The following is a 20,043-nucleotide window of genomic DNA, read 5'->3' on the forward strand; positions in this document are numbered from 1 at the left end:
AGATATGAAAATATTAATTGTTGAAGATGAGCCAAAACTGGCTGGTTTTTTAAAACGTGGTCTTGAAGAACAATCCTGGGAAGTGGAACTTGCATACGACGGGCAGGTTGGAAAAAAGATGGCTTCCAATTATCGTTTTGATGTGATTATTCTGGACGTAAATCTTCCGGTGCTTAATGGCTATGATCTGGCGAAACAATTACGCAACGATGGTTTGACCACGCCAATTTTGTTTTTGACCGCCCTTGGCACTATCGACGATAAGCTGGACGGATTCGAAGCAGGTGGTGATGATTATCTTGTAAAGCCATTCGAATTCAGGGAATTAATTGCGCGTATCAAGGTGCTTTCTCAACGAAACAGTAACCGCGAACAATCCAGTCAAATCTTGAAACTTGCTGATCTTGAACTCAATCTGGATGAAAAAGTAGCGAGAAGAGGTGGAAACCGAATCGATCTTACAGCCAAAGAATTCGCTTTACTGGAATATTTGATGAGAAACCGCGGACGTGTTGTTTCTCGTGTTGATATCGCGGAACAGGTGTGGGACATTCGATTTGATACAGGAACGAATGTTATTGATGTGTATATCAATTTTTTACGTAAAAAAGTTGATAAGGATTACAGTACTAAGCTGATTCACACGGTGGTAGGAATGGGTTATATTTTCAAAGAAGAATGAACATAAAAAGCCGGCTTACTTTACTGTTCACCATGCTGGTTGGCTCCATCATGGCGCTTTTCTGTTTGTCGATTTACTATTTCTACGATCAATACCGGGAGAAACAGTTTTATTCTTTCCTGAACGAAAGAGGGCAGACGATCGCGCAGTTGGTCGAGGCCAGCAATAGAATTAGTAAGGCGGATATTGCAAAAATTGAAAAAGAAAATAACACGGTACTGCTGGATGAAGAGATAACGATTTATGACGGAGCTGATTCCGTTATTTTTAACAGCGGCTCATACGAATTTGTGTTAACGCCGCAAATGCTTCTGGATGCCCGGAACGGGAAAGAAATACATACCAAACACGCGAAAAAGGAAGTTATTGTGATCAGGCATATTTTGCAGGATCATCGAAAGCCATGGGTAGTTGTCGCGATTGCAAATGATCATTTGGGAACGAACCAGCTGAAAAGGTTACGGGAAATTCTGGTGATCGGCTGGCTGCTTTCACTGGTTCTCGTGGGTGTTGCGGGCTGGCAGTTTTCGACGGATGCTATTAAGCCTGTATCTGATATTATTGCGCAGGTAAACAATATTTCTGCCGGAAATTTGCATGATAAGGTTACCGTAGGTCGGGAAAAAGACGAACTGGCCCTGCTCGCACAGACGTTTAATCTTATGCTTAACCGTCTGGAAATCGCATTTGTGGCCCAGAAAAACTTCGTTTCACACGCATCACATGAGCTTCGGACTCCATTGGCACTGATCATGAGCGAGGTGGAGGTAACGTTGATGAAAGCTAGAACTACCGAGTATTACGAAGAAGCCTTAAAGGGAGTACTGGAAGAGGCGAAGGAAATGAATGAGCTCGTGAGCAGGTTGCTGGAGCTCGCGCGCACGGAGGAACACGCCTTTCGGGTTACCTTCTCGAAAATAAGAATTGATGAAGTTTTATGGCAGGCGCAGGCTTCAATTCAGCAAAAAAATCCGGCTTACCACGTCTATATAAATTATGACCAGATTCCTGAAAATGAAGAAGAATTGCTTCGCTACGGCGATGAAAGTCTTTTGAAAACAGCGTTCCTGAATTTAATGGACAATGCCTGCAAATATTCCGATAATAATACCGTCAATGTTTTTCTGGAAATCCATAAAGACCTGATCAAAATTTCATTCAAAGACGTCGGAATGGGAATTGCAGCCTCGGAATTGCCTTATGTGTTCGATACATTTTATCGCAGTGCAACTACCATGAGCAAGGCCGGATATGGTATCGGTCTGGCACTTACCAAACGCATTATCACCATGCAGGGTGCCAGTATCGAGGTTGAATCCAAGGTTGGGCAGGGAAGCACTTTTATCCTCAAATTTCCCCCGTTTTAATTACTCAATTCCTTTTTAATTCGTTTTTAATTTTGCGTTAATCTGCCTTTAACAAACTTAAAGGTCATTTGTATCATAAAATTGCTGAAAGGAATTTTGTGCTCTGATGACTCCTGAGTGTGCTGAAACTTCATCTCTCGTGTCGAACTGTCTTAACCGATAGTTTTATTTTTCAATTGATTGGATATGAAGTCAGTATCATGGAGACCTGCCGCAGGTTTCAAGGGATTCAAAGAAAACTGGAAGGCAGATCTTCTTTCCGGTTTTTTTGTGTCGATGATCGCTTTGCCACTCTGTCTCGGGATTGCAGGAGCCAGTAATTTTCCACCGGTTATGGGCGTTCTTACATCCATTGTCGGGGGTATACTAGTTTCGTTTTTTACGAATTCAGAATTGACGATCAAAGGTCCGGCCGCAGGGCTGATTGTCGTTGTTGCAGGTGCAGTAGATGAACTCGGCCGCGGCGATGCGGTATCAGGATGGCATTTGGCGCTCGGTGCCATAGTCGTTGCGGGTATTTTTCAAATGATTATGGGTGTTTTAAAGCTTCCCAAATTTGCTGATTTTTTTCCGTTGTCCGTAGTTCATGGTGTGTTGGCGGCGATTGGGATCATAATTATGTCGAAGCAAATCCACCTGGCCGTAGGTGTTGCTCCGGCTGAGTTAAATGGCAAAGGTCCTCTGGAGCTTATTGAAATGGTGCCTCACAGCATTATTAATATGGAGTACCACATTGCAATTATAGGTTTGGTTGGTTTGATGATCATGTTTGGATGGCAATACCTGTCTTTTTCGATATTTAAGAAAATGCCGCCTGCGCTGGTAGTATTGATCGTCTCAATCTGTCTGGGTCAGTTCTTTCATTTATTTGAACCAACGTTCAGGGATTTCAAACCATTGATCAATCCTGGAGAATTTTCATTATCATATAATGCCAGTTTTTCAGGGGTTACCGGAAGATTGCTTCCGGTTTTTGTGAAATATGTTGCGCTGTTCGTGCTGTTTGGCAGCCTTGAATCGGTACTTACCGTGAAAGCGATTGATCTTTTGGATCCATATAAACGTAAATCTGACCCGAGCCGGGATCTGGCGGCAGTGGGCGCCGGTAATATGGTGGCTGGTGTTCTGGGTGGTTTGCCAATGGTTTCGGAAGTTTTACGCAGCTCTGCCAATATATATAACGGCGGCAAGACAAGATGGTCGAACTTATTTCATGGCATTTTTTTACTGATGTTTGTGCTGGTTTTAGTTCCGATTATTGAGATGGTACCGGTGGCGGCGTTGGCTACGATGCTGATATTTGCGGGTTTTCGTCTGGCTTCTCCGTCGGAAATCAGGCAAATCTATCATATTGGCAAAGATCAGCTAATCATTTTTATGGTAACCGTCATAGCAACATTGAGCACAGATTTACTGGTGGGTATAGTTTGCGGGATATTAACGAAAGTGATTATCCAACTTTATTGCGGAGTGAAATTGGCGCACATTTTTAATCCAAAAATTGACATCAATTCAGAAGGAGATTTTTTCTATGTGAACGTTTCGGGAGCAGCAGTTTTTACAAATTACCTTACCCTTAAAAGAAAATTGGAAAAAATACCACAAGGAAAATACATCAAGGTAGATTTTTCGGAAGCTCCTTATGTTGACCATACGGTAATGGAAAATATAACCCGCTTCAAATATAATTATGATCAGGCAGGCGGGAAGATGGAATTGATAGGATTTGAAAACTATCGGGCGCTGTCGGATCATCCGCTGGCAGCCAGAAAGAATCAATGCTTAACTGTAATAAGTTAAATTGAGAGGTGAGTAGTAAGACAAAAAATGGCCTTCGATTTTCGAGGGCCATTTTTTTATAGCTTGCAGATTAACCTGGTGAGCCTGGCTGATCTTGTTTTTTATCTTCGATTAATAAACCGGGCATTGATTCCGGATATTCGTTGCAGATAAACTCAATTAGCTTTTCTCTGACCAGACAACGTAAATCGAAAGCCTGCGAAGAATTCCGTGCTGACATTAAGGCACGGATTACCATAAATTGTGCCTGTGTATCCGTTACCTGCAAAGCCCAGGATTTTCCGTCCCACAGCGGTGTATTAAGAAGAATATCATGAAGCTTTTCCCGGAGTTTTTCAACAGGAGTTTGATAGTTCAGATTGAAAAATGCGGTGCCGATCAGACTGCTGTCGTTCCGTGTCCAGTTTTGAAATGGTTTTTCGATAAAATAAGTGATAGGCAACACCAGCCTTCGCAAGTCCCAGATATTAACCACCACGTAGGTAAGATTTATTTCTTCGATTCGCCCCCATTCCCCTTCAACAATTACTACGTCGTCTATCTTGATAGGCTGCGTGAACGCAATCTGGATGCCTGCCAATAAATTGGCAAGAGATTTTTGGGCTGCAAAACCGATAATAACACTGAAAATACCCGCAGAAGTCAGAATCCCGACACCATATTGCCGAACACTGTCGAAGCTTAAAAGCAGGATAGAAACGCCGATAACGACGATCAGGATAATAATTATTCTTTTTACAAACTTGATTTTGGTAAAAAGTTTTCGAGCTTCGTTATTGTTCGGCTGGTCAAAATCCAGTTTGTCGATCAGTATTTTTTCAACAATAATTACGATCCGTGTCATAAGCCAGGTACTCACTGCTATCAGTGCGATTTTGCTTATGCCGTGTGTAAATTCATACCTCGGATGAGATAGGATGTAGGTTTTTGTAATCAACGTGATAACCAGCAGAGGAACAAAAAAATGCAGAACATTTGTCTGATTCTGATGAATTGCTTTGATGATTGGCCAGTCTTTTCTTCGCGCAGTAATCGCAATTGCCTTTACTATGATCGCACTCAGTACCAATCCGATCAGCCCTGCAACCAGGATGATCAGCCACGGAGAATTTTTATAATCCAGTAATTCCAGAAATTCGTTCATTGTTTATTGTTCTGTCATGCGGGCCACGATCATCCCGGTATGTTTGGGAACGGACGCGACATATTCAGCCAGTGGCAAGGTAGATAAAATTACTTTCTTACCAGCCAGAGATGCATGAAGCAGGTAGGCGCGGCTGCCGATTTTTGTAATGATACCCATATGGTTACAGTCAAGACCTTCCACTGATGAGGTGAAAGCTACAATATCGCCGTCCCTGAGAAGTGGTTCTGCTTTTTGCAAAGCCGCTTTTGGGATGTAAGAATGCTCCCTGCTGTTGATAATATTTTCCTGTTCCTTCACTTTTTCCCAAACTTCTGTTGCATCAAGAGCCGGGTAAAAATTCGCGTGTGTGCTCATGAAGTTAATATCCTTTTTAAAAGGCACACCGCCAACTTTACTGGTAATATCTTCTAATAATCCACGTTTTTCATTTTCATACATCCAGTCCAGAACATAATGAAGACGGGAAGGGTAGCCATCAATGATACCATCGCGGTAACGTATTTTGGTAAGTTCAGTTTTATAACCTTCGTAGTTCAGGTTTTCATGTCTGGACACTGCCAGTGCTATCGAATTTTCTACAAGCGTTGTGCAGTCCAGCCCGTCAAATCTGCAGACAAGTCTTTCCGTTGGATTTCCTTCCAGCGTGCTTGCCACATATGGGGTACCCAAAAAAGATTCAGCCATTCGTAAAACCTGCGTTCCAAGATCACCATTTCCAGGAAGATCCATTTTTTGTGCGAAGACCTTTTGTGTTGTTGATTGCGCTTCGGAATCTTTCGCAGAAAAGATTAAAAATGAAAACGTCAGTAATGATAAAAGGGTGACATTTATTTTCATTGCAGGTAATAATTTACCGCTGTTCATAACGTGATAACCTTTAATAGAATGAATTAAAAACAAGATATTAAAATGTGTGCCATTTTATGCATCAGAACGTTGAAAACTTAATTTTCATAACTCCCAGAACAAATTTATTCACATTTTAGATATATCGTCACTTATTTGATAGTACGTTGCCAATTTACGTCTTCATTTGCTACTGAAAGCTTCCGGCAACTCGTCATTTTCCTTCACAGATACGGTTACCGGAAAAAAGAAAGCAGAGCCGTGATGGAAAAATTGCCATGAAAGATTTCCCAGTAAACTCTTTACTTCACTAAATTTCGCATTTCTGGATTTTAATGCAAATGCAATCGAAAGTCCGAAGCTGACCAATACGTTCATGATACCTATACAGGTAATTCCGATAACAGAATTTATCCATAGATCGGTAGAAATATGACTATTCAAGCCCGCAAAAGCGATACCAAAATTTCCGGAGGCAAAGGTGATATGGCGAATGTCCAGGGGTAAACCAAACGTAAAACCAATTGCACTTGTGGATCCAAGGAAAACTCCGAGCGCGAAATTCCCGGCAAGTGCACCAAAATTATGTTCGAAATAATTTGCTGCCCGGTTTAATCTTTTTTGTCCGAGTATGCGGATTAATCCCGGATGATTTATCAGACGCAGTGAAAATTTGTTATAAATCCATTTGTTCTCATAATATCCTGCGATCAATCCGGAAATCATCAGATACACTCCGGCAAGAGCGGCGTGAGGAATCGCCAGACTTTCCCAGGCGTTTAATTCGCCTATAAGTTTATGCGCTTTGGCCGGATCGGCAATATGAAAGCCATTAAAATAAAAGTATATCCAATCCAGTCCATATGCTACCGGAAAGGCAATCGACGCGTTTCCGACGAGCGATATAAACTGGCTTCGGACAAGCCGTATCAAAAGCTGCGTGGTAGTTTCCAGCCAATTCGGGTTTTGCCCGTTATTGCTAAGATTCGCCGCAATCGTCGAAGCGGTCATTGCCGGCTGTTTGGTTGCTATGATAAAGCCAAGAATATGGATGATCATGAAACCAATGGAGTAGTTCAGACTGTAAAAAAACGCCTCCCAGAAGATTGGTAAATGCTGAAAATACAGCCGCGTCTTATTGCAGCAGAGCAGCCCAACAATAATGCCTCCGCCAAGTGCTTTTCTGAATAATCTCCAATACCCTGATCTGTCGGAAGAAATGTAATGTTCCCCCGTTTTGGATGTATTTTCAATTACCTTAAAAGTCAGTAACTGAAGATTGATTGAAAAATGCTTCCGAAGACTGTATTTCGTATTTTCAGCATAAACAAATTCTTTAAACAGATCGGTAACTATCATCCACTGCCTTTGTTTATCATCGGTTTGAAGCAGTTCAAGCAGCTGAGACAACCGTTTCAGGTATTGTTCCAGCTGGCGCATCATGTAGGTCAGCTGGAGACTGATCCCAAAAACATCTTTATGTTTATAAATATAACTAACCTGTGTTTTACATTGGCTGATCATCACCAAAATGTGCTTGTAGTCACTATCCCGGCCTTCTTCGTTATAATTGTATTGATTCAGCGTCTTTTCCACATACAGCATCACTTCCCTGTTCAACCCCAGAAATGGAGAATCCAGATCATCAATTCGTGGGATTTTAGAAACCACTTCCGGCTCAATTCCCAGATTAGCAGCACGTTGGGCGAGCACCAAAATAGAATTAAGCAGCTCCCGTTCAATATATTTTGCCAGAGCCGGACTGATCTCACGAAAAATATCTGCGAAGAAATGATACCAGTTTTCATCCGGAATTGCTTGTACCCAGTGATAATCTTTTTTATCGTCAAAGAAATTGTCGAACTGCGTCCGCAATTCTACCGGATCATCGACGGGAGGAAGAAATTTATAACTTAACCTTGTGGAAGCATCTGAAAAAAAACCTTTATTCGAACCGATTTCAGCTTCGGTCAAAAGTGAGACGAATTTGGTAGAGAAAAGGATTGAATAAATTTGCTCTGCCAAAAGATCTTTTTCTCTTCGGTCCATCAGGATATTGCCCAGAATTTCTTCAAAAGGTTTATCCTTTGTTTTTGCTTTGTAAGAACTACGGATAATCTCGATAAATTTTCCGAAATAGTTGAGACGGCTTTGTGTCGAAACGCTGTTCATAATGTGTTGAAATTTTGGCGTTTACAATGAGTAAAGTGCGTTTCTGCCGAAGTCGATCGTGAGAAATATAAACCGTATTTTTCTAGCGTTGTTTTCAATCAATAACTCTTTGGTGATAAGCAAGCCTTCTCTATAATTCGCATGCCCTTAAAGTAAATTTAGACATTCTTTCGCAAGAGATAGGTAATGCTAACCAATTGTGCAAAATTGTATTGGGATAGTTCAAATGACTCTGTGAATCTCTAAATGAAAAAAGGCAAAGCCGAGGTGATTTTACACGACTTTGCCTTTTTCGGCTGTTATTAATCTCTACTTTTCTACAATCTCGTAAACATACACGGAATTAGGTGGCAACGTTACAGGAATACCTGTTGAGGTAATTTCAGACGGCCGGATATTGGGTGTTAAAATGAGCAACGGAAAAACCTGTTTTAATGTGTAGGAAACAGTCGCGTTCAACTTTAGTGTATCAGTCCAGGCTTGTTCCGGAATGCGTATATTGGTATGTATTGTACGTTTAAGGTCGAAATTATAGAAGAAAAGCAGTTTTTGATTATCCGTATAGCGCAGATAACTGTAAACTCTGGTTTTATCGTAATCAGCGCTTTGTCCATCGATATTGATATACTGCAAATCATAAAAACCGCCTGCATAAACTGCTTCGTTCTTCATCACGAATTTGTTCAGACTTTCGTAAAACGAACGTAATTTCTTCTGGTCGGTATTCAACTTTTCAAGATTGTATTTTCCTCCGTTTACATATTGCTGGAACTCTGTGACGCCCCAGTAGTCGAATATGGTAGTACGCCCGTCTTCGCCCTGAAAGCCTTCTGAGGTTACAGGATTAACACCTAGTTCCTGCCCGAAATAGATCATTAACGGCCCCGTATGCAAAGTAGCGCTTAGCGTCATTGCGGGAATTGCAATCCAGGTGTCTCCTGCAAAGTATCGGGAAGCAATGCGCTGTTCGTCATGATTTTCGAGAAAACGGAGCATATGTTCAGCAATATCACCGGATTCCTGCTGCCAGATCCTGGTAATATCTTCCACACTTCCGTTTCCCTCCATTAAGTGACGGAGCGAATTATATAAACCTACTTTATCGTACAGGTAGGTAAATTTCCCGTTTTTGATATAATTGTGATACTCCGCCGGATTATATATTTCGGCGATAAAAACAATATCCGGATTTAATTTCTGAATCTCAGGTATTACCCAACCCCAGAACTCCACCGGAACCATTTCGGCCATATCACAACGGAAGCCGTCCACGCCTTTTTCAGTCCAATAGAGAAGGATGTCATACATCTTCCGCCACGTCGACGGAATTGGCTCGAAATAGGTTTTGCGGCCATTCAGATAATCGACACCATAATTCAATTTGATCGTTTCATACCAGTCGTACTGACTCGGCTGGGATTTAAAAACGTCATTTCCTGTTGCCTTGGCAGGACTTTCCTGATAAGGCCCTGTCACATTAACCGGCGGTTTATGGCCTTCGGGAACAATGAAATCCTGATTTGGGATATAATAAAAATTATTATCAGGTTTAAAGGCAGTGTAAACATCGTCGTCTTCGCCAAAATCACGAACACCAGCTGGTTTTACTTCCGAATGATACTGCCGCGAAACATGATTAGGAACAAAATCGATTATGGCCTTCAGGCCCTGCTGATGCGTTCTGGTAATCAGCGCTTCGAATTCCTGCATCCGGTTCCGGACATCGACGGCAAGATCAGGATCGACGTCATAATAATCTTTTACCGCATAAGGCGACCCGGCCATACCTTTTACAATGAGCGGATGATCCGGCAAAATTCCGTAGGTGCTGTAATCCGTCAGCGTCGCATGTTCGATGATACCGGTATACCAGACATGCGTGATCCCCAGATTTCTGATCGAATCCAAAGCGACATCAGTAATATCATTAAACTTTCCTGAACCATTTTCTTCAATAGTTCCGTATACTTTGTTAGTTGTATTCTGATTACCAAATAATCTTGTAAAAATCTGATAGACGACAAATTTATCTCGGTTGATAGCAGGCATAATTCGTTTCTGTGTTATTTAGGACACATATTACAAACGGAGTGATAATTTATAATATGTTGATGAAACCGGCAATGGTTTTTAAACAACTTGCCGGCCATAAAGTTTCGATATATTAATGATTATAGAATTACTTTTTTTAAATATCGTTTGACTACATGAGTGAAAACGCTCTTTTTACTATTTTGCAAGATATTAAATTAAAAAATGATATGCCGACTGTTCAAGCTTGCCTTTTTGATCTGGATGGAGTGATCGTAGATACTGCCAAATACCATTACCTTGCGTGGCGGCAACTTGCCAATCAGCTCGGATTCGATTTGACCCTGGAACAAAACGAGTTATTGAAAGGAATCAGCCGGATGGAATCGTTGGAAATTATTCTGAAAATCGGTGGCGTGAAACTTGATGAGGAAGAAAAATTAAAACTGGCCGCTGAAAAAAATGTTCGCTATCTGGAACTCTGCAAACAAATCACACCCGATGATGCACTGCCGGGCGTGCGCGATTTTCTTGATGAATTAAGAAAAGATAAAATAAAAGTCGGACTGGGCTCGGCCAGCAAAAATGCCAAAACCATTCTTACTAACCTGCGTATGCTCGATTATTTCGATACGCTGGTGGATGGAAACCGCGTAACAAAAGGAAAACCTGATCCGCAGGTTTTTCTGATGGGCGCCGGGGATCTGGGAGTTTCCCCGGATCGTTGCATCGTTTTTGAAGATGCGGTTGCCGGAATTCAGTCTGCAAAAGCGGCGGGAATGATCGGTATAGGCATTGGTGAGGAATCTGTTTTGACCGAAGCAGATCTGGTAATCAAAGGTTTTGACGGTGTTACGGTTAGTGACCTTTTTGGAAAGTTGAAGTAATTATCTCAAATCCGATAAAATGCAGCGATTGCTGAAAATGCGAAAGTTGATGACCCATATAAAATGAAAAACTACATAACGCACGACGAATGGGGTATTGTGGAAGAAGGTTTCCACGCGGTTCACAATGAAATTACAGAAAGTCTGATGAGTCTGGGAAATGGCAGGATGGGACAAAGAGGTAATTTCGAAGAAGGTTATTCAGGAAAAACATTGCTGGGCAATTATGTCGCCGGCGTTTATTTCCCGGATAAAACACGCGTAGGCTGGTGGAAAAATGGATATCCGGATTATTTTGCAAAAGTACTGAATGCCTGCAACTGGATTGGTATCGATGTCAAAATAGGTGAGGAGGTTCTGGATTTGAATACTTGCCTGGTCGAGGAATTTCGCCGGGAACTGAATATGAAGGAAGGAGTCCTGGAACGCAATGCAGTAGTCAAACTGCCGAGCGGAAGAAGGCTTAAAATCTATTCAAAACGGTTTTGTAATATGGTTGATGATGAATCCGGAGCAATTCAGTTTTCTCTCACACCACTGGATTTTACGGATATTATTACCATTACACCCTATCTCGATGGAAATATAAGCAATCGGGATTCAAATTATGACGAAACATTCTGGAATGAAATACATAAGGAAACCAGTTTTTCAGAAGGTTATTTAATTCTTGAAACCAAGGAAAATCCTTACGGCGTTGAGCAGTTTCAGGTCGCTACCGGTATGGCCTTTGACATTAAAATCAATGGGCTGAAAACGGATTATCAATCTTTGCCTGCCCGCCGGGAAAAATATGTCGCGGGTGTTGTTCACATCGATGTGAAGGAAGGTGACGAACTGACGGTTTTTAAATATGCGGTTAATCTGTCGTCTACCAATTATGAAAATGAGCATTTGTTAAGTGAAGCAAAAGCCTATGTTTCTAAAATTTGCAAAAAAGGCTTTGCGCAATTGTATGCGGAACACAGTCAGGCTTGGGCTGAAAAGTGGGAAAAAAACGACATTACTATCGAAGGTGATATCGCAGCGCAGCAAGGAATCCGGTTCAATATTTTTCATCTCGGACAAACGTACACCGGCGAAGACGAACGCCTGAACATCGGTCCAAAGGGGTTTACTGGCGAGAAATACGGCGGTAGCACTTACTGGGACACAGAAGCTTATTGTATCCCGTTTTATTTATCCACTGCGGAGGAAAAGGTAGCCAGGAATCTCCTGGTTTATCGCCACAAACACTTACAAAAAGCCATTGAAAATGCTGAGAAACTAGGATTTAAAAATGGTGCGGCCTTATACCCAATGGTTACCATGAACGGTGAGGAATGCCATAACGAATGGGAAATAACTTTTGAGGAAATTCACCGGAACGGTGCTATTGCTTTTGCGATCTATGATTATACGCGCTATACCGGAGATGAAAGTTATCTATCGCAGTTTGGGCTCGAAGTGTTGATTGGTATATCACGTTTCTGGAAACAGCGCATCACCTGGTCGACAGAAACAAATCAGTATGTGATGTTAGGGGTGACAGGGCCAAATGAATACGAAAATAACGTAAATAATAACTGGTATACTAACTATATCGCTTGCTGGACACTTCGCTACACCCTGGAAGTCATCAATAAAATGTGGGAAAAGGAAACGCAGCGGCTGAACGAAATTATTTTCCAGACGAATTTTGACTTGAACGGAGAAATGGCCGACTGGAAACATATCATCGAATTTATGCATTTTCCATACGATCCGGCGCGGCGGGTATATTTACAGCAGCAAGGATTTTTGGATAAGGAACTATTGTCTGTAACCGATATTGCAGATCAGCGTCCCATCAATCAAAACTGGTCGTGGGACAGGATTTTACGTTCATGTTTTATTAAACAGGCTGATGTTTTACAAGGCTTGTACCTTTTCGAGGATGATTTTACGGTAGATGACATCAAACGGAACTTCGAATTTTATGAGCCGATGACTGTCCACGAATCTTCACTGTCGCCTTGTGTTCATGCTATTTTGGCCGCCAAAACCGGTTTGAAAGAAAAGGCATACGAAATGTATGTGCGAACAGCGCGGCTTGACCTGGACGATTATAATAATGACACAGAAGACGGATTGCATATCACCTCCATGGCAGGCACCTGGATGAGTGTCGTGAAGGGATTCGCCGGCCAGCGTGTCAAAGATGGCTTTTTACATCTAAATCCATACATTCCTGAACAGTGGAGTTCGTATTCATTCCGCCTTGGATTCCGTGGTTCCTGGTTGAAAATATCGGTAACGCAGGAGGGAGTGCATGTTGAAAATACATCGGATCAGGAAGTAACAATTTTTATCAACGAAGAGCGGTTATTCGTGCCTGCAAATGAAACCGTAAAAAAATAATATTTGCCAGATGAAACAGTATTTTATTGATCCGGAAAGCTTCCTTTAATTTCGGATCAATAAAATTACATTCTGCATATGCAAAGAATTTCGCTGCTCTTCCTGATTTTGAGCGTCATTGTATTCAAATCTTACGGTCAAAATCTTAATACCCTAACAGCAAAAGAGAAGAAGGATGGCTGGAAACTCTTGTTTGACGGAAAGGATCTGAAAGGATGGCACGCCTATGGCGGAAGCACGATCGGTTCGGCATGGATTATCGAACAGGGAGCAATTAAACTGAATGTTCCTGAACGATCCGGCAACAAGGCAAAAAACGGAGGAGATATCGTAATTGATGAGTCGGTTACTGGTGATTTCGAATTTAAAGCGGAATGGAAAGTAAGTAAATATGCAAACAGTGGGATTTTCTTTTTTGTAACAGAATCTGCAAAATATAAAAATATGCACGATACCGGCCTAGAATTGCAGGTTATTGACGATAAAATTTACGAAGGTGCAAAGGAAAATACACATCGGGCCAGTGACTTTTTTGGTATAGCCAACGCTCGTCTGCGTGAAGGAAATCCGGAAGGGGAGTGGAACCAGATTCATTTCATCCTCCGAAAAAATAAATTGACTGTACTTCAAAATGGTTTTATTGTGCAGGAACATGATCTTGCCGGAAAAGACTGGAAGGACCGGGTTTCAAAAAGTGGTTTAAAGGAAGCCCCAATCTCGAAGGGCAATTATAATGGAAAGATTGGGTTACAGGATTGGGGTAGTACCGTTTGGTATCGAAACATAAAACTACTACGACTATAAGTTTTCTTATTATAAGAAAAAATTATATAAAAACGTTATTATTGAACGGTGGGTAATTATTAATTGCTAATGTTCTTGATTTATAGTAGGTTAGTGACCTCGGTGTCTTATAAATCATGATAAGAAAATTCGTCTGGTTAGGTTGGAGCGTAGTATTTTCGATGGTGTTTTTGGTACTTTTAAACCATCCCGCATCAGCGCAGGATTTTAGTGTTTGTCAGCGAAACCTAAAAGAACTGCTGGAAACCTTCAACCGATCTTTTGAAGAAAATAACCCGGCTTTGCTGAAAGCTCCTGAATATCAGCGGCAACTTCGCGAACTTCAAACAGAATTCCTCAAATATCACAAGCAGTCGTACATGCCGATTGATTCGGTTCAGCGACTCAACAATGAAGCTATAATTCTTGCTTTGTCGGGAAGTTATCACAAATCACTTCACATCATGGAAGGCCTGGAATTGTCTGAAGCTGACGTTCTGGCAAAGTACAACCGGGGCTTGTTCAATCTTTTAAACCGTAAATATGATGCGGCAAGAACTGATTTTACCGACACGCCAAGCAATTCTTTTGGTGTTGTAAATTCGCTGGTTTCCTACGGGAAACAAAAAAAGTTTTCAGATGGACTGTCATTCGCTCAGGGAAGTCAACAGAAAAATTCAGCTGGAAAATACAATTACAATATCGGGCTGATGCAAAAGTTGAGTGGATTTTATCCTGAAGCGGTAGACGAATTCACGTCCGCTATTCGCCAGAAAGATGAGGTTATGGCTTACAGACTGCAACGCGGAGATCTGTATATGAGGACTGGAAATCAGAAAAAGGCTGTAAAAGATTTTGAAAAAGTAGCACGCAGGCACCCGAAAGCTCAGATCCGGTATGCCAATGCGCTACTTTCGCTGAATCAGTTTTCGAACGCAGTTTCTATTTTTCAAAAATATCTTGAAAGTGAAGATAAAACTTTCAGAGGAGATGCTTATCTGGGTCTTGCACATTCCTACTACGGTTTAAATCAGGTACTTGAAGCGCAAAAATATTACCGTATGGCGTCTACGCTTAAACGGGAAACACCTTCATTGTTGTCAGGAATCGGTAATACACATTTGTCGAATCACGAATATCAGCTGGCTTATAATTCCTTCGACCGGGCGATTAAAAAGGACACTTCCTATTTGCCGGCATATCTTGGAAGGGCCGTATCGCAGTATGGGATGAAGAAATTTGATTTATGCCTGTTGGATTTCAAAAAGGCTGAGTCGCTTATGGATCCTGATAATAAGTTTTATGCGGATCTGTTCGTGACGAGAGGATTTGCCCGTTATTATTTAAAAAATTCCAAAGGAGCCCAGGAAGATTTTGCTGCTGCTATCCGGTTGGACGGAACGCGTTATGAGGCTTTGGCCGGAATGAGCAGTATTATGATCGACCAGAAGCGATTTTCTGAAGCCGGGCAGTTTCTGGCAAAAGCGTTAAATTATGAACAAAAATACGACCGCATGTGGAGCAATTACGGAAATTTGCTGCTGCATTTCGATATGTTCAAAAAAGGCTATGATGTATTCAAAAAAGCAATTTCGCTGAACCGGGAGAATATCAAAGCACAGAACGGATGGGGTGTCGTATTATTGGAAAATGACCAGCTGGACAAGTCAATGGCGCTGTTTGACAGTTTGGTCAAAGAAAATCCGGATCTTCCTTATCTGCATAACAACCATGGGATTGTGCAGGCATATCTGGGGAACCGTCACGAACAAAGACGCCAGATTGATGATGCAAACACCAGATATGATGGTGCGTTTAAAGATTTTCAGACCGCCATGCAGGTTGCTCCTTCCAGGAAGTTTTACAATGTTAATCAAGGGAACGTATACCGATACTGGCAGAAATATGACGAGGCTTCTCTGAGTTACCAAAGTTATCAGGATAAAAGTGCTTTAAACAATACGGCTGTGATGTATGCCGGTCAGCAGCGCATGAAAGATGCACAATACTATCTTGGTGTTGCTATTCAGATAGACTCGCTGCATCGGGTTTTTCAGTATAATCTGGCAATTCTGATGAAAGGGAAACAACAGGAAATGATGAAACTCGTTGCATCCGCGGGAGACGACGGGCCTTATTCGGATATTGCTATTAAATACAGTCGGGATGGATTTGTAACACTTTATCTGTACGATTACGAATACGACACGCTGGCTTTTCAGGGACGGCACTATATGCCTTTACCGGTAGCGGAATACAAAGAAGATTATTTTATTCCTGAATATGATTTTAAACTTCTTCCGTATTCAAAAAAGAAAGATTCTCCAAAGAAGAAAGAGCCTACATACAAATCTCAGAAAGTAAAGATGCCTGGTAGAAAAGGTAAGAGCGGAACGAAATGTCCTGTTCTCAGTTAAAACTTGTATAAGTAAAGTGACTTGTTTTTACTGTGAATAAAGCTCCACAGACGTGCGATTTATCTACTCACATGGGGAATTTACAGCTTATTTATGGGGATTTTTTAAAAAATCAGCCCTCCTGAGAGTTGAAAAGATTCTTTACTTCGACAAAACTGATCGGCTTATCCAGGAAATAATCCGCTCCTTTTTTTAGAGCCTCTTCCCGAAGATTGGTCATGGCGCTCATCATTACCACCTTTCTGTTGTATTCATCACCTGACTTTTTGATGTGCTCAATTTCATTGATGCCTTTTCCGTCTGGTAAATTGTTGTCAATGAAGACCCATTCCGGGTTTAATTGATTAATATAGGCCTTTCCTTCAGTAAGTGTAGTAGCGATCCTGACCGTGTCAGGAGTTTTTACGTTAAGCTGTTTAACCAGAAAATTACGCATCAATATCCCCAAATCTTTTTCATCCTCAATAATTACAATTTTCATGGTCAGAATTCTTAATCTATAATATGTAACTTAGGAAAGTGTTGAGTTGTGGACAGATTTTACAAAAAGCTTATTTTCCAAGTGTATTCAACAGAATTACAATTTGTTTTAACAATAATCTTGCCATTAAAAAGAGATTAGAAGCGCAAAACATTTTTCAAAAGGCAAGCCAAGTTGTAAGGTTACCCATAGTGTAGAAACCTGTTCCAACTTTGTGTAGTAATAATTTTGAATAACTGCGTTTTGTGGTCAATTTTATCTTTGAATTGTTATATTTTTAAAAATAAATAGTTGATAACCAGTTGTTTATGTGAAGGTTTTTATTTGAGATTTTTTGCGGAACAAGTTTTTAAGTATAGAGAAAATATAATTTAAAATTTATTATCATTTAAAATTCATTGTCATGATAAACGGTAAAGTTTTTTGGGGAATAGTGACCGCAGCAGCGGCAGGTGCAGTGATAGGAATGCTTTTCGCTCCTGAAGAAGGAACACAGACAAGAAAGAAGATCAAGAAAAAAACAAATAGCCTTGCAAGCGAGTTAATAGAGGCTCTTGAAAAAAGCAAAGAAAAAGCAGTTAGCTCTGCAGAAGAGTTAAAAAATAAAGGCCAGCGATATAAAGATGACCTTATAGATAAAGCAGAAGAACTTGCGGACGACGCTGCCGATGAGGTGAGCAGATATAACTAATTCAGCTGAATAGCACAACAAAGACCATTTATCCGGGTGACATTCATGTTGCCTGGATAAAAATCTAAACTAAATAAAATCATGAAAAATAAAACGATTGGAAAAGCTGAGCACTCAATTCTTTCAGCTGCGTCTTACACAAAAGATCTGTTGTCTGTATCTGCTCCCGGCGGCGTTGCAGGGAAAGGTGTTGAACTTGGTATGGGAGCAATGCTTGCTAAAACCGCATTGAAAAGACTACCCGTTCCCTTCAATTTTCTGGCGCCGATTATCGTGGAAAAAGTAATTCTGAAGCATGGTGTTGAAGAAGGCAGGGAGATTTTACTGAAGGGTTTGAAATGGATTAAAAATGCCACGGAAGAAACCGAAGATAAAGTTATGGCCCAGAAGTCTACTGTCAATCTCTAACTAGCAGGAGATAGCTTTTGGCTGTAACCAAAACTTGTGTACGTTTAGCACGAGATCTTTTAGTTCCTCATAACTGGAAGGTTTCACAATATAACAGTTTGCTCCAAGCTGATAAGAAGCTACAACATCATCAGGAGCATTGGATGTGCTGAAAATTATGATCGGCACATCATCCCACTTTGTATTTTTTCTGATCACTCTCAGCACCTCTCTTCCGTCCCTTTTTGGCATATTAAGATCCAGGAAAATCAGATTAGGTGCATCTTGATTTTCTTCTGCGATATAGTATTCAAGTAATTGCTCTCCGTCTTCGAAAAAGACAATTCTATTGATCAGGTCATTATCTTCAAAGGCAGCCTGCACAAGGAAACGATCATCCGCATCATCGTCGGCCATCAAAATTTGTCCGTTATTCATGAGGGATAATCAGAATGTAACGCCAGGGAAATTAATTTCAAACATTATGACAATTTCAGGTTAGTCAGGTCAGCATGGATTCTGTCGGCAAATATATATAAAAATTCGACCCTTCGCCTTCCGTACTTTCAGCGAAAATATATCCGTTATGATTCGACACTACTCTTTTGCAGATTGCCAGTCCGATACCCGTTCCTGCAAATTCATTTCTCGCATGCAGCCTTTTAAAAATAATAAAAATCTTGTCTGCAAATTCTTTTTTGAAACCGATTCCATTATCTGCAAATTTTATCTGGTGAAACTGGATATCCTGATGAGAAGGTTTTACGCCAGGAATTATTTCTCCGTCTACAAGTCTGTGCGTAATCCGGATAACAGGTCTGACATTCTCATGACGATATTTTATAGAATTGGATAGCAAATTTTGAAATAACTGAACAATTTGCGAATTATATCCCTCCACCGAGGGAAGTGATTCGCTATGGATGGAAGCTTTATTTTCCATGATCACTTCGGAAAGATTAGACTTCGCTTCGGAAAGACATGTATTTAAGTTGATGATTTTAGCTTCGGTGCCCGTTTTTACAATTCGTGAAAAAGACAGTAAATCACTGATCAGATTTTGCATCCGCTGGGCTGAGTTATCTATTTTTTCCAGCATCTGAAATACCTCGCCCGAAAGCTCAGATTTATATTTTGCCACAAGCCTGTCGGAAAAAGATCTTATTTTTCGCAGCGGTTCCTGCAGGTCATGTGATGCAACATAGGCAAATTGTTCCAGCTCACTGTTAGAGCGATTCAGGTTCTCAATCTTGTTTTCGAGATCAACCCGGTAGAACTTATTTCTTCGCAATTCCCGGTCTAACAGCACGAACGCAGAGGAAAGAAAAACTACGGCAACAAGCATAATAATCCAGTTGTAGCGGTAAACCTGCTGCATATAATTGTCGCGGCTTTGGAGACGCGTGTACATCAGCTGATCTTCCAGTTTATTCATTTCACCGATTAGTTTGATCATCGAAGCAATCTCTTCGTTTTTTCGTTTATAGAGTGCGTTTACGGCTCCCGGATTAATCAAAGTCGCTGGCCGTGAGAGGCGTTCGCTGTAATCACAGAATTTGCCAGCATGTTCTTTAAGAAAATTAAGGCGCTTACGCTGTGCACCATCGTCCTTAATCAGAGAATCTATTTTTTTTGTGATCTCAGGTACAACTTTTATTGCGGCAAGAGTTTTGTTTATATAAACGGTATCTTTTAAAAAAATATAGGAATCAGCATGGTAAGTTGTTTCATATATAGCAGAAGATAGCTTGTTAAGTCCGCTGATTACATGCTGTGTCTGATTGACTTTTTCTGAGTAATTGACCAGTTCCTGATTAATTTCATTGTAACTATATGAAAGTGCAATGATTAGTACCAGAGAAGTGCCAAAAAGAAACCTTGTAATAAGCGATAATTGTTGTTCACTAAGACTTCGGCGAAGAAGCGTGTATGTAGACAGTTTCATAAATTAGGCTTTGTGTGAAAAATCTACA

The 20,043-nt window shown here is 40.9% G+C and carries 16 protein-coding genes; 9 read left to right on the forward strand and 7 right to left on the reverse strand.

The window, feature by feature from the left end; all coding sequences use genetic code 11:
* Positions 1 to 4: 4 nt before the first annotated feature.
* The 3 genes from BMY70_RS06415 (at position 5) to BMY70_RS06425 (ending at position 3,849) form a co-directional block, all read left to right on the forward strand.
* Positions 5 to 682: a response regulator gene (locus tag BMY70_RS06415; protein WP_090333543.1), complete on the forward strand. Its 678-nt coding sequence runs from the start codon at positions 5 to 7 to the stop codon at positions 680 to 682.
* Positions 679 to 2,049: a HAMP domain-containing sensor histidine kinase gene (locus BMY70_RS06420; RefSeq protein WP_090333545.1), complete on the forward strand. Its 1,371-nt coding sequence runs from the start codon at positions 679 to 681 to the stop codon at positions 2,047 to 2,049. Before BMY70_RS06415 ends, BMY70_RS06420 begins: the two co-directional genes overlap by 4 nt.
* 186 nt (positions 2,050 to 2,235) lie before the next feature.
* Positions 2,236 to 3,849 carry a SulP family inorganic anion transporter gene (locus BMY70_RS06425; protein WP_090333548.1) on the forward strand — a complete coding sequence of 538 codons (1,614 nt, stop codon included), beginning with the start codon at positions 2,236 to 2,238 and terminating at the stop codon, positions 3,847 to 3,849.
* A gap of 70 nt (positions 3,850 to 3,919) precedes the next feature.
* Here BMY70_RS06425 and BMY70_RS06430 read toward each other — a convergent pair whose 3' ends face one another.
* The 4 genes from BMY70_RS06430 to BMY70_RS06445 form a co-directional block, all read right to left on the reverse strand.
* Positions 3,920 to 4,993: a mechanosensitive ion channel family protein gene (locus BMY70_RS06430; protein WP_090333551.1), complete on the reverse strand. Its 1,074-nt coding sequence runs from the start codon at positions 4,991 to 4,993 to the stop codon at positions 3,920 to 3,922.
* Positions 4,994 to 4,996: 3 nt separating this feature from the next.
* A complete protein-coding gene (locus BMY70_RS06435; RefSeq protein ID WP_229209505.1) occupies positions 4,997 to 5,860 on the reverse strand; it encodes an N-acetylmuramoyl-L-alanine amidase-like domain-containing protein in 864 nt (287 codons plus the stop codon).
* Positions 5,861 to 6,025: 165 nt separating this feature from the next.
* Positions 6,026 to 8,014, reverse strand: a complete 1,989-nt coding sequence (locus tag BMY70_RS06440) for a site-specific recombinase (RefSeq protein ID WP_090333554.1) — start codon at positions 8,012 to 8,014, stop codon at positions 6,026 to 6,028.
* Positions 8,015 to 8,323: 309 nt separating this feature from the next.
* Positions 8,324 to 10,063 carry an alpha-amylase family protein gene (locus BMY70_RS06445; protein ID WP_090333557.1) on the reverse strand — a complete coding sequence of 580 codons (1,740 nt, stop codon included), beginning with the start codon at positions 10,061 to 10,063 and terminating at the stop codon, positions 8,324 to 8,326.
* A gap of 212 nt (positions 10,064 to 10,275) precedes the next feature.
* Here BMY70_RS06445 and pgmB point away from each other — a divergent pair, with 212 nt between their 5' ends.
* The 4 genes from pgmB (at position 10,276) to BMY70_RS06465 (ending at position 16,511) form a co-directional block, all read left to right on the forward strand.
* A complete protein-coding gene (gene pgmB, locus BMY70_RS06450) occupies positions 10,276 to 10,932 on the forward strand; it encodes a beta-phosphoglucomutase (RefSeq protein WP_090334762.1) in 657 nt (218 codons plus the stop codon).
* Positions 10,933 to 10,995: 63 nt separating this feature from the next.
* Positions 10,996 to 13,311, forward strand: coding sequence for a glycoside hydrolase family 65 protein (locus BMY70_RS06455; protein WP_090333561.1), 2,316 nt, complete (start codon positions 10,996 to 10,998; stop codon positions 13,309 to 13,311).
* A 78-nt stretch (positions 13,312 to 13,389) separates the two neighbouring features.
* Positions 13,390 to 14,115 (forward strand): 3-keto-disaccharide hydrolase, encoded by a 726-nt coding sequence (locus BMY70_RS06460; protein WP_090333564.1) that lies wholly within the window; start codon positions 13,390 to 13,392, stop codon positions 14,113 to 14,115.
* A 116-nt stretch (positions 14,116 to 14,231) separates the two neighbouring features.
* The gene (locus BMY70_RS06465) at positions 14,232 to 16,511 is read left to right on the forward strand and encodes a tetratricopeptide repeat protein (protein WP_090333567.1); all 2,280 of its coding nucleotides are present in this window, start codon (positions 14,232 to 14,234) and stop codon (positions 16,509 to 16,511) included.
* A 112-nt stretch (positions 16,512 to 16,623) separates the two neighbouring features.
* Here the strand turns inward: BMY70_RS06465 and BMY70_RS06470 are convergent, their stop codons facing one another.
* Entirely contained in the window at positions 16,624 to 16,992 is a 369-nt protein-coding gene (locus BMY70_RS06470) for a response regulator (RefSeq protein WP_090333570.1), read from the reverse strand.
* Between the two features lie 403 nt (positions 16,993 to 17,395).
* Between BMY70_RS06470 and BMY70_RS06475 the strand changes: the two genes are divergently transcribed.
* Both BMY70_RS06475 and BMY70_RS06480 read left to right on the forward strand, forming a co-directional pair.
* On the forward strand, positions 17,396 to 17,683 hold the full coding sequence (locus BMY70_RS06475) for a YtxH domain-containing protein (RefSeq protein WP_090333576.1): 288 nt from the start codon (positions 17,396 to 17,398) through the stop codon (positions 17,681 to 17,683).
* Between the two features lie 81 nt (positions 17,684 to 17,764).
* On the forward strand, positions 17,765 to 18,091 hold the full coding sequence (locus tag BMY70_RS06480; RefSeq protein ID WP_090333579.1) for a hypothetical protein: 327 nt from the start codon (positions 17,765 to 17,767) through the stop codon (positions 18,089 to 18,091).
* Here BMY70_RS06480 and BMY70_RS06485 read toward each other — a convergent pair whose 3' ends face one another.
* A complete protein-coding gene (locus BMY70_RS06485; RefSeq protein ID WP_090333583.1) occupies positions 18,092 to 18,508 on the reverse strand; it encodes a response regulator in 417 nt (138 codons plus the stop codon). It abuts the gene before it with no gap.
* Positions 18,509 to 18,572: 64 nt separating this feature from the next.
* On the reverse strand, positions 18,573 to 20,015 hold the full coding sequence (locus tag BMY70_RS06490) for a sensor histidine kinase (RefSeq protein WP_090333585.1): 1,443 nt from the start codon (positions 20,013 to 20,015) through the stop codon (positions 18,573 to 18,575).
* Between the last annotated feature and the right edge of the window lie 28 nt (positions 20,016 to 20,043).

This window comes from Dyadobacter koreensis, from assembly GCF_900108855.1.
GTDB lineage: Bacteria > Bacteroidota > Bacteroidia > Cytophagales > Spirosomataceae > Dyadobacter > Dyadobacter koreensis.

Bases quoted from the DNA above. Each gene is read 5' to 3' on its own strand.
- BMY70_RS06415 (WP_090333543.1), top strand. From the start codon at position 5: ATGAAAATATTAATTGTTGAAGATGAGCCAAAACTGGCTGGTTTTTTA.
- BMY70_RS06420 (WP_090333545.1), top strand. From the start codon at position 679: ATGAACATAAAAAGCCGGCTTACTTTACTGTTCACCATGCTGGTTGGC.
- BMY70_RS06425 (WP_090333548.1), top strand. From the start codon at position 2,236: ATGAAGTCAGTATCATGGAGACCTGCCGCAGGTTTCAAGGGATTCAAA.
- BMY70_RS06430 (WP_090333551.1), bottom strand. From the start codon at position 4,993: ATGAACGAATTTCTGGAATTACTGGATTATAAAAATTCTCCGTGGCTG.
- BMY70_RS06435 (WP_229209505.1), bottom strand. From the start codon at position 5,860: ATGAACAGCGGTAAATTATTACCTGCAATGAAAATAAATGTCACCCTT.
- BMY70_RS06440 (WP_090333554.1), bottom strand. From the start codon at position 8,014: ATGAACAGCGTTTCGACACAAAGCCGTCTCAACTATTTCGGAAAATTT.
- BMY70_RS06445 (WP_090333557.1), bottom strand. From the start codon at position 10,063: ATGCCTGCTATCAACCGAGATAAATTTGTCGTCTATCAGATTTTTACA.
- pgmB (WP_090334762.1), top strand. From the start codon at position 10,276: ATGCCGACTGTTCAAGCTTGCCTTTTTGATCTGGATGGAGTGATCGTA.
- BMY70_RS06455 (WP_090333561.1), top strand. From the start codon at position 10,996: ATGAAAAACTACATAACGCACGACGAATGGGGTATTGTGGAAGAAGGT.
- BMY70_RS06460 (WP_090333564.1), top strand. From the start codon at position 13,390: ATGCAAAGAATTTCGCTGCTCTTCCTGATTTTGAGCGTCATTGTATTC.
- BMY70_RS06465 (WP_090333567.1), top strand. From the start codon at position 14,232: ATGATAAGAAAATTCGTCTGGTTAGGTTGGAGCGTAGTATTTTCGATG.
- BMY70_RS06470 (WP_090333570.1), bottom strand. From the start codon at position 16,992: ATGAAAATTGTAATTATTGAGGATGAAAAAGATTTGGGGATATTGATG.
- BMY70_RS06475 (WP_090333576.1), top strand. From the start codon at position 17,396: ATGATAAACGGTAAAGTTTTTTGGGGAATAGTGACCGCAGCAGCGGCA.
- BMY70_RS06480 (WP_090333579.1), top strand. From the start codon at position 17,765: ATGAAAAATAAAACGATTGGAAAAGCTGAGCACTCAATTCTTTCAGCT.
- BMY70_RS06485 (WP_090333583.1), bottom strand. From the start codon at position 18,508: ATGAATAACGGACAAATTTTGATGGCCGACGATGATGCGGATGATCGT.
- BMY70_RS06490 (WP_090333585.1), bottom strand. From the start codon at position 20,015: ATGAAACTGTCTACATACACGCTTCTTCGCCGAAGTCTTAGTGAACAA.